The organism is Pseudomonas sp. NPDC087614 (assembly GCF_044743485.1).
Classification (GTDB): Bacteria; Pseudomonadota; Gammaproteobacteria; order Pseudomonadales; family Pseudomonadaceae; genus Aquipseudomonas; species Aquipseudomonas baetica_A.
This window is the reverse complement of the sequence record NZ_JBIUWN010000041.1, coordinates 43,953-53,392: the sequence shown is the minus strand read 5'-3', so window position 1 is coordinate 53,392 and position 9,440 is coordinate 43,953. Positions and strand designations below refer to the sequence as shown.

The window sequence follows — 9,440 nt, the reverse complement described above, 5'->3', positions numbered from 1 at the left end:
GCCATCGACAGGTTCAGCGGGGGAAGCAGCATCTTAAGTAATGCGGCTCTGCGTTCAGGTGAATAGTACGGCACGACCAGTCTCTTTCCGCCCCCCGATATGCTTTTTTTGGAAAAACCGGAGAGGCGACAACTATCCTGACACCGGGGGCTGTCAGGAGAGGGTGCTGGCCGGACGGTTACAATTATTGGGCTTCAACCGCGGTGTATTTTCTTGGCATCGTCGGCATCGTCGTTGCGACTTATTACGCCAATCAGGCCAACGTCATTGTAGCGATTCAAACGACTCTATCGGCGGTTCAAGCAGGCAAGGGTACCCCTCCACCTAACCCTGCCATGTTGCCATTATCGATTACGCCACCCTAAAAAACGGCCTTCAAAAGAAGGCCGTTTTTGTGGGCGTTAAACACTCGTTTATGGCATCTGCGGCAACTCTTGCGGGCGCAAGTCAAACACCAGCACTTCGGCATCCACGCCATTGCTCAAGGTCAGCACCTGCTCCTCGCGAACCCGCACGCCGTCACCTTCCTGCAACCGCTGGCCGTTCAGTTCAACGCTGCCACGCGCCACATGCACATAGGCGTAACGGTTGGCCGGCAATTCCAGCGTGGCGCTCTCTTTGCCATCGAACAGCCCGGCGAAGATTCGCGCATCCTGGCGCACGGTCAGCGAACCATCACGGCCATCCGGCGAGATGATCAGTTGCAGGCGACCGCGTTTTTTCTGCGCACTGAAATGCTCCTGTTGATAGCGCGGTTTGGCGCCGCCGACGTCCGGCACGATCCAGATTTGCAGGAAGTGCACAGGCTTGGTCGCCGAGTGGTTGAACTCGCTGTGCGCCACGCCACTGCCGGCGCTCATTAGCTGCACATCGCCGGGGCGAATCACTGAGCCTGTGCCCAGGGTGTCTTTATGTTCCAGCGCGCCTTCGAGCACGTAGGAGAATATCTCCATGTCGCGATGTGGGTGCTGGCCGAAGCCTTTGCCGGCGGCAACACGGTCATCGTTGATCACCAGCAGATCGGAAAAACCCTGTTCACGCGGGTTGCGATAGCTGGCGAAAGAAAAGGTGTGGTACGACTTCAACCAGCCATGATTAGCGAGGCCACGATCGGAGGCTTTACGAAGAGTCAGCATGATGAAATCTCCTTGCGGGACGTGAATTCGTCCGAGTGAGGAGAAGGTTACTGGTTACTTTGCGATGCAATAAGTAGATGAAAATTGAAATACTGTCCCTCTCAGGTTGACAGTTTTGCGGTTCAGTTCACGCATTCTTTTTTAACGACTTCGCTGTACTTGGCCATAATGCTCACTCTGCCTCATGCCTTTCATTTTTGCTCTCAGTGAAGTCTCCCCATGAAAACCGTGGCAATGGTGTTGTTCCCCGACTTTCTTCTGCTCGACATGGCCGGGCCGCTGGAGGTGTTTTCGGTTGCCAACCGGTATTTGAAACCGCAACTGCATTATCAATTGACCACCCTTGGCACTGAACGCGGCCCTCTACGCGCATCCAACGGTGTGCAAGTGCTGGCCGACTGCTCTATCGAAGACGCACCGCAGCGCTACGACTTGTTGCTGGTGCCCGGTGGTCCCGGCGCTTACAACGAAAAGCCTCCCGCATTGCTCGCTTGGCTAAAAGAGGCCGTCCCGCGCGCCGAGCGCTACGGCTCGATCTGCACCGGCGCGTTCATTCTTGGGCATGCCGGATTGCTCGACGGTTATCGCGTCACCACGCACTGGAATTACACCGAACGCCTGATCAAGGCATTCCCGAAGGCGAGCGTCGCGACCGATCAGATTTTCATTGAGGATCGCAACCTGATTTCCTCGGGGGGTGTCACTGCCGGCATCGACCTTGCGCTGGCGTTAGTCGCCCAGGATCACGGCAAGAAGCTGGCTCAGGATGTCGCCAAAGTGTTGCTGGTGGTGATGAAACGTCAGGGCGGGCAGGCGCAGTTCAGCCCATTGATGGCGGCAGTGGCGCCCCAGGAAACCCCGATCACACGGGTGCAGAATTACGTGCTCGAACACCTCGACGAAGCCTTCAGCGTCGAACGCATGGCCCATTTGGCGAACATGAGTACGCGGCACTTCGCGCGGATTTTCTCCCGTGACATCAATATGACTCCCATGGAATTCCTGCAGAGTGCGCGCATCGACTGTGCGCGCAACCTGTTGGAAACCAGTGACCTGCCATTGAAAACCGTGGCCTACAAGAGCGGTTTCGGCAGCGTGCGGCACATGCGCTTGTTGTTCGCTGAAAAGCTCGGTCTGACGCCTGTGCAGTACCGCGAACAGTTCAGCTAGAGCCATTGTGTCCGTCACGCGCACTCGTATGTCCGTGATGCGCCCTGTGTGGTGGTTGTACCGTCAGCCGGGACTGCCAAGATAGCGGGTATGAACAACCGCCACGATGTGAACCCGGCGTCGGTGCTGTATTTCGGCCCCTACGCGTTTCATTTGCGCCAACGGTTGATCCTGGAAGGGGATCGGCCACTGCGTATGGGCGGGCGTGCGCTGGACATTCTGCAGGTGCTGGTCGAGCGAGCGGGGCGCGTGGTCAGAAAGGAAGAGTTGATTGCGCGGGTCTGGCCGACGTCAGTGGTTGAGGAAATCAACCTTCGCGTTCACATCGCGGCGCTGCGCAGAGCATTGGGTGAGGGTGAGAAGGGGCATCGCTACATTGTCAATGTGCCGCAATGCGGCTATCGCTTCGCGGCGCCGGTGCACGGTGACAGCGCCGGGCAAGTGGTGTTCGAAGGTCTGCAAGCGCCCCTGCACAACTTGCCGGCGCGACTGACTCCGGTCACGGGTCGCGATTCATTGGTGGGCGCCATGGTGCGGCAATTGCCGCTGTGCCGGCTGATGACCGTGACCGGCCCGGCGGGCGTCGGCAAAACCACGGTCGCGTTGCGCGCGGCAGAGTTGTTGCTGGAGCATTTTGGTGACGGCGTGTGGCTGGTGGATCTGTCTGTGATCGACGAGCCCGCGTTGCTGCTCGATCATCTGCTGCAAACACTCGAAACCGATCTCGACGCGCTATCTCGCCGCCACACCTTGCTGGTGCTGGATAACTGTGAGCACCTGCTCGACGCTTGCAAGGCGTTGGTTGAACGCTTATTGGACGCAGCGCCCAGGCTGTCGATTCTTGCGACCAGTCGTGAAGCCTTGCACGCCAGCCAGGAGACCGTGCAACAACTGCCGCCGCTGGCCATTCCCAGATCCACGGCACTGAACAGTGTTGCAGAAGTCATGGGTTATTCGGCGGTGCAGTTGTTTGTCAGTCGTGCCCGCGCGCGGCAGCAGGGATTTACTCTGCGCGAACAGGATCTCAACGCTGTGCGTGACATCTGTCGGCGACTCGATGGTTTGCCGCTGGCGATTGAACTGGCAGCGGCACACATCGATGCTTTGGCGATGGTCGGGTTGCAGGCCCAACTCGACAACTGTCTACAGATGCTCAGTCATGGTCGGCGCACCGCCGTGCCTCGTCATCAAACCCTGACGGCCGCGCTGGACTGGAGTTATCAGCACCTGAGCAAGCAGGAACAACGGGTGTTGCACCGACTGTCGGTGTTCCAAACGGCTTTTGCCCTTGATGCCGCGTTGAGTGTGATCAGTTGCGCACAACTGCCGCCCTCGATGCTGGCCTTGATGATTGAGCGGTTGGCGCAGAAATCGTGGCTGGTGGTGGTGCGGGGCACCGGCGGGCTGCGCTATCGCATGCTCAACACCACCCGGCGTTATGCTCGCGAACGACTGGAACGCAGTGGTGAGTCGAGTGATTTCGAACACCGCCATGCACGCAGCCTAAGCCGCAGCTGTTGGCCTTCAGACTCGCAGTTGACTGCTCAACTCGTCGAGTAGCGAGCGCACCTTGCGCAAGTCCGGCGTGGCGTAGCCTTCGGTGAAGCGTTGGTAGATCGGGTTCAGCAGATCCAGCGCTTCGCGGCAGCGGTTTTGCCGTTGCCACAGTTGGGCCAGCGACGTGGCGCTGCGCAGTTCCCAAGCCAGGGCGCCCTGGGTTTGGGCGATCGAGAGTGCCTGTTGCAATACTTCTTCTGCCTGGCGGGTATTGCCGCCCGAACACCCTGATTCTTCAGCCAACAACCGATCCGCGCGAGCGCGCAAAATCTCCGCTGTACTCCAACCCGCTGCGCCGCTTTGCGCGCGTTCAAGCAATGCATCATCAACAAATCCGCTGTCCAGGGTCACCATGACTTCTCTGACCAGACCGCTGCTGTCCAACGGCATTGGCGTGGCGCTATCCGCGTCGATCACCTGCGCGTAGTGCCGCGCCCACGTATAGAACAGCATGACCGAATGCTTCTGCGCCTGCTCCAGCAACAGATGCAGCAGCGCGCGGGCGTTTTGCCGGTCACCGTTGTAATGAGCAATCAAACAACTGGCCAGCGCCAAGGTGTAACAGATCGAGGTGCCGTGGTTGATCTGCACGGCAATATCCAGCGCCTGTCGCGCGGTGCGCCAGGCTTGCTCCGGGAAACCTTGCAGCCACAGCACACGGGCGAGCACTGTCAGCGAGGCGACGCTCTGGTCGTACTGCACGCCAAAACCGTGGGTAAAACGGTTGAGGTGGCCGCTGTGTGCCATACGTTCGATCACCTGCTCGGCATGAATGCGCGCCTGCGTCTGGTCGCCAGCGTAGTGCAAGGCCAGCACCCGCAACCGGTGCATGCTCAGCGACAGCAGCGGGTCGCCATGCAGGCCAATGCGGTCGAACTGCTCGCTCTGCTCCAGCGCTGCCTGGTAATGACCGCAACTGAGATTGACCGCCATGTGTCCGGACACCGCCCGCAGTTGCCCGGCGATATCGTCGTGTGCTTGCGCCAGCGTACGGGCGTCGACGAAGGCTGCGATGGTTTCCGGGGTGCCGCCCCAGGTGTGGTAGCAGGCACTGCCGAGCGCCAGTTTCAGAGCGATTTTCACACGCGGACAAGGTTCGGCGGCCTTGTCGAGCAGGGCCAGCGCCCGACGCACGTAACCGCCGTACTCCTTGAGCAGCGACAACTCTTGCCACAACGGTGCCGAGGTCGCGGCCAGATAAATCCCCACTTCATCGGGCCCGGCACCGTTCAGGCTCCAGTCCAGCGCAGCACGCAAGTCTTCGAGACCGCGTGCATAGCGTTCGATCCACAAAGCGGTCGAGGTGCTCTCCCAATCACTTTGCGCTTGATGCATCAGCGCCAGGCAGCGTTCGGCGTGGCGTTTGCGGGTGTCGGCAAGTTCCGCGCAGTGGTCGAGTTTTTCCAGGGCGTAGCGCCGGGTGGTGTCGAGCAAGCGGTAGAACACCTCTTCATCACCGACCTCGACGTTGAGCAGAGATTTGGCGACCAGTTGTGTGACGGAGCCAAAGACCTCGTCGGGTTCAATGTGCTGACCGACAATCACGGCGGCAGCGGACTCCAGTGTGAAACCGCCACGAAAGACGCCCAATCGTCGCAAGCAAGTCTGTTCGCAAGGCGTGAGCAGATTGAAGCTCCAGTCCAGCGTCGCGCGCAGGGTATGGTGGCGTTCCAGGCTGCTCTGATTACCTGCTGGCGAGGCGGGCAGGCGCCCCTGCAATTGGCTCAGCAAACCGCTCAGCCCCAGTTCGTTGACCTGCGCCGCCGCCAGTTCCAATGCCAGGGGGATGCCATCCAGCCGTCGGCAGATTTCAATGACATGAGGCAACTCGGCATCCTGCAATTCGAAGCTCTCGTGAGCGGCAAGGGCTCGTTCGACAAACAGTTGCAGTGCCGAAAAGCTCAAGGCTTGCGCACGATCGAGCACCGCAATCGGCGGCGGGTAATCCAGGGATTCCAGGCGCTGCACATACTCGCCTTCGGCGCGCAGGCTCTCTCGGCTGGTGGCCAGAATGTGCACTTGCGGCGCGCCGCGCAAAATGTGCTCGCTGAGCAGCGCTACGGCATCGATCAGGTGTTCGCAGTTGTCGATCACCAGCAACATTTGCCGTTTGCTCAAGCCGTCGATCAACCTGTTAAGCGGTTCGCCATCGTGCAGCGACAGGTCGAGCAAGGTCGTCAGGTGCGAGCAGATCATTTGTGGGTCGTTGATTGGCGCCAGGTCCAGCAGCCGGATACCGTCCTGGTAGCGGCCGATCATCTGTTCGGCCACACGCAGGGCCACGGTGGTTTTGCCGATCCCGCCGGGGCCGACCAACGTGATGCAGCGCTGACGTGGCAGTTGGGCCACCAAGCTGTCGACCAGTGGCTGACGGCCGATCATCCGTGTGCGGCGCAGCGGCAGGTTATGCCGGGTGCCGCTATCGGCGAGCGGGCGCTGCCCGATGGACTCCAGCAGGGTCGGCGCGACAAAACTGTAGCCACGCTGCGCCACCGTGATGATGTAGCGCTGGCCGGCCTGGCCGTCGCCAAGGGCTTTGCGTAGCGCCGCCATGTGCACACGCAGGTTGATGTCTTCCACAACACTGTTCGGCCACACCTCGGCGATCAACTGCTGCTTGCTCACCACTTCGCCGGCGTTCGCCAGCAGGATCAGCAGAATGTCCATGGCACGTCGCCCCAGACGCAACGGCTGGTCGCCCTCAAGCACCAGCCGTTGTCCGGGATGGATCCGATAGGGGCCGAAACCGATGGCCTGATTCGGGGAAAGACTCAACACCTCACTCCTGCAATGTTTTTATGATCCTGACCGTACTGTGCGAAGCCTTTGTGACGAGCAGGGCGGAGGAAGAGAACAGCGCACGCAAGCCCTCTAATCCGCAGTATCGGGACATATTCCTCAGGTTCTTGCCTGCGTGCAACGTGCAGAAGGACGGCCTCGATGAACGCGAAGCGGCGTAACCCCCGTTTTTACGGACTGCCATGTTCCAAGCCGCGTCTTCAGGCGCGCCACAATTAACAACGATTAACTCGTCTGTGTTCGGTCTAGCCCCAAAAATCCAGTCAGACAAGTTCAGCGACAGGCACCGGCCTGCTGGCTGCAATGGAATGCACACGTCCGGAGGACGGCGCAATGAGCAACGTGGTGGTTGTCTATCACAGCGGCTATGGGCACACGCGGGTCATGGCCGAAGCCGTGGCGCGAGGCGTCGAACGGCATTTGGGCAGCACCTGTCGGTTGATTGCGGTAGAGGAAGTGGATGCCCATTGGGATGAGTTGCATTACGCCGATGCGATCATCTTCGGTGCGCCGACCTACATGGGCAGCGCTTCGGCGGGGTTCAAGCAATTCATGGAGGCCAGCGCGGCGTTCTATCTGGCCAAACCGTGGCGCGACAAAATCGCCGCCGGGTTCACCAACTCGGGCAGCCTGTGTGGCGACAAGCTCAACACGCTGCTGCAAATGGCGGTGTTTGCCGCGCAACATTCGATGATCTGGGTCGGTCTCGACCTGCTTCCGGCGCGTTCAGCGGCCGGATGCTTTGATGGGCAATTGAATCGTCTCGGCAGCTCACTTGGCGCCATGTCGCAATCCAATGTCGAACAGACGCCCGACCAGGCGCCACCGCCTGAAGACCGGTGCACAGCGGCGCACTTGGGCGAGCGGGTCGCGCGTTTGGCGCAGCGCATGGCGCAAACGTGAGCCCCACCCTACAAAGCGATGCAAACGCTTGCGACTGGCGCAGGCTGCGATCGTTTGATTTTGCTGCCTTGCGCCTCACGACAGCGCCAGGCGAACGGATTGATCCCCTCGCTGCGGGTGAAGATGTGACAGAAGTGCGCCTGATCGCAGAAACCGCATTCCAGGCTGATTTGCGTCAGGCTCAAGTCGGTGTGCAGGATCAAAAGCTTGGCGCGGGCGATGCGTTGGGTGCGGATCCATTCTTGCGGTGAAAGCCCGGTGCTGCACTTGAACGCCCGGGAAAAGTGACTGCGCGACAGCGAACACGCTTGCGCCAGTTCCGTGACTTCCAGACTGTCGTCCAGACGCTCGAGAATCAACTGTTTGACTCGCCGTTCGCGTTGCGGACTGAGACCGCCGAGGCGCGGTGCGTGAGGTTCGCTGGCAGGGGCGAGGGCGACGCTGTGTTGTACGTGAACCATGGCCAATGTCCGTGTCGGTGGGGAACGCACGTTCGGCACTTTCCCCAGGTCAAAAAAACAACGTTTCGCTGAGGGTTTCATTGTTGGGCGGGGCCAGAGGGCTGACGAGTTAAACGTTGTTAATTGCGCCGCGAAGCGTTGAACTCAGCACATCGCTGCAAGTCAGCCTGTGGCAGATCAGCGAAGATGATGAAGACGCCGGGCGCGTCCGCGTGTCCGCTGATGTTGGAGGCACGCAGAGTGGCTGTCGGGGATGTAAGGCCCTGACAAACCCGCCGCCAAAGTGCCGTTGATCGAGTAAAGTAAGTCGCACTCGCGCCTGACTGAACAAGACTTCCAAGTAAGGAACAGATGCTCATGAACCGTAACGATCTGCGTCGCGTCGACATGAACCTGCTGGTGATTTTCGAAGCCCTGATGTTCGAAAAAAACCTCACCCGGGTCGCGGAAAAACTGTTCATGGGTCAACCCGCCGTGAGCGCGGCGCTTGGTCGTTTGCGTGATCTGTTCGATGATCCGCTGCTGCTGCGCAACGGTCGCGCCATGGAGCCGACCGCCCGCGCCCTGGCCATTCTCAAGGAATTGCAACCGGCGATGGACGTCATTTCCGGCGCTGTCAGCCGGGCCAAGGAGTTCGAACCGGCGAGCAGTTGCGACGTGTTCCGCATCGGCCTGTCGGACGACGCCGAATTCGGTCTGTTTCCGCCGCTGTTGCGTAACCTCCAACAAGAGGCGCCGGGGATCGTTGTGGTCGTACGGCGTGCCAACTACCTGCTGATGCCGGCGTTGCTGGCCTCCGGCGAAATCTCCGTCGGCGTCAGCTACACCACCGACCTGCCGGCCAACGCCAAGCGCAAGAAGCTGCGCGACATCCCTTGCAAAGTCCTGCGCGGCGACGACCGCCCGGGGCCAATGACGCTGGACGAATACTGCGAGCGTCCGCATGCGATGGTGTCGTTCTCTGGCGATTTGAGCGGCAACATCGACCTGGATCTGGCCAAGCTCGGCCGTTGCCGTCGCGTGGTGCTCGGCGTGCCGCAATTCAGCGGCTTGCGCGCGTTGCTCGCCGGCACCGAAATGATCGCCACCGTGCCCGATTACGCCGCGTGCGCGCTGGTCGATGGCTGCGCTCTACGCGCTGAAGACCCGCCGTTCCCGATTGATGCCGCGCAACTGTCGATGGCCTGGAGCGGGGTGCATGACAACGACCCGGCGGAGCGCTGGCTGCGATCCAGGATCAGTCAGTTCATGTCGGCATCGCTGGACATCCCGCCCGCCTGACGCTGCACACCTTTCCTGAAAATGACACAACACCCTGTGGTAGCGGGCTTGCTCGCGAAGACGTCGGATCAGCCAGCATCATCGTTGAATGACACAGCACTTTCGCGAGCAAGCTCCGAAAGGTCTCTTTAGT

Annotated in this window: 7 protein-coding genes; 4 read left to right on the top strand and 3 right to left on the bottom strand. The window is 60.3% G+C overall.

Going from position 1 to position 9,440, the window contains the following annotated elements:
- Positions 1 to 413: 413 nt before the first annotated feature.
- Positions 414 to 1,136: a pirin family protein gene (locus ACIOWA_RS16570; RefSeq protein ID WP_401160780.1), complete on the bottom strand. Its 723-nt coding sequence runs from the start codon at positions 1,134 to 1,136 to the stop codon at positions 414 to 416.
- Positions 1,137 to 1,355: 219 nt separating this feature from the next.
- Between ACIOWA_RS16570 and ACIOWA_RS16565 the strand changes: the two genes are divergently transcribed.
- Together ACIOWA_RS16565 and ACIOWA_RS16560 are read left to right on the top strand one after the other, a co-directional pair.
- Entirely contained in the window at positions 1,356 to 2,306 is a 951-nt protein-coding gene (locus ACIOWA_RS16565; RefSeq protein WP_401160778.1) for a GlxA family transcriptional regulator, read from the top strand.
- A gap of 90 nt (positions 2,307 to 2,396) precedes the next feature.
- On the top strand, positions 2,397 to 3,866 hold the full coding sequence (locus ACIOWA_RS16560; RefSeq protein WP_401160776.1) for an ATP-binding protein: 1,470 nt from the start codon (positions 2,397 to 2,399) through the stop codon (positions 3,864 to 3,866).
- On the opposite strand, the gene ACIOWA_RS16555 is transcribed toward ACIOWA_RS16560, so the two are convergent.
- Positions 3,831 to 6,638 carry an ATP-binding protein gene (locus tag ACIOWA_RS16555; protein ID WP_401160774.1) on the bottom strand — a complete coding sequence of 936 codons (2,808 nt, stop codon included), beginning with the start codon at positions 6,636 to 6,638 and terminating at the stop codon, positions 3,831 to 3,833. The genes ACIOWA_RS16560 and ACIOWA_RS16555 overlap by 36 nt on opposite strands.
- A gap of 357 nt (positions 6,639 to 6,995) precedes the next feature.
- Between ACIOWA_RS16555 and ACIOWA_RS16550 the strand changes: the two genes are divergently transcribed.
- A complete protein-coding gene (locus ACIOWA_RS16550; protein ID WP_339432531.1) occupies positions 6,996 to 7,565 on the top strand; it encodes a flavodoxin family protein in 570 nt (189 codons plus the stop codon).
- Between the two features lie 8 nt (positions 7,566 to 7,573).
- Here ACIOWA_RS16550 and ACIOWA_RS16545 read toward each other — a convergent pair whose 3' ends face one another.
- On the bottom strand, positions 7,574 to 8,026 hold the full coding sequence (locus tag ACIOWA_RS16545) for an AraC family transcriptional regulator (RefSeq protein ID WP_339432530.1): 453 nt from the start codon (positions 8,024 to 8,026) through the stop codon (positions 7,574 to 7,576).
- Between the two features lie 357 nt (positions 8,027 to 8,383).
- On the opposite strand from ACIOWA_RS16545, the gene ACIOWA_RS16540 reads away from it, so the two are divergent.
- Complete coding sequence (locus ACIOWA_RS16540) at positions 8,384 to 9,307, top strand: LysR family transcriptional regulator (protein ID WP_221729543.1); 924 nt, start codon at positions 8,384 to 8,386, stop codon at positions 9,305 to 9,307.
- Positions 9,308 to 9,440: the final 133 nt, after the last annotated feature.

Coding starts and splice junctions, on each gene's coding strand:
- ACIOWA_RS16545 (WP_339432530.1), bottom strand. CDS start 8,026: ATGGTTCACGTACAACACAGCGTCGCCCTCGCCCCTGCCAGCGAACCT.
- ACIOWA_RS16570 (WP_401160780.1), bottom strand. CDS start 1,136: ATGCTGACTCTTCGTAAAGCCTCCGATCGTGGCCTCGCTAATCATGGC.
- ACIOWA_RS16560 (WP_401160776.1), top strand. CDS start 2,397: ATGAACAACCGCCACGATGTGAACCCGGCGTCGGTGCTGTATTTCGGC.
- ACIOWA_RS16550 (WP_339432531.1), top strand. CDS start 6,996: ATGAGCAACGTGGTGGTTGTCTATCACAGCGGCTATGGGCACACGCGG.
- ACIOWA_RS16565 (WP_401160778.1), top strand. CDS start 1,356: ATGAAAACCGTGGCAATGGTGTTGTTCCCCGACTTTCTTCTGCTCGAC.
- ACIOWA_RS16540 (WP_221729543.1), top strand. CDS start 8,384: ATGAACCGTAACGATCTGCGTCGCGTCGACATGAACCTGCTGGTGATT.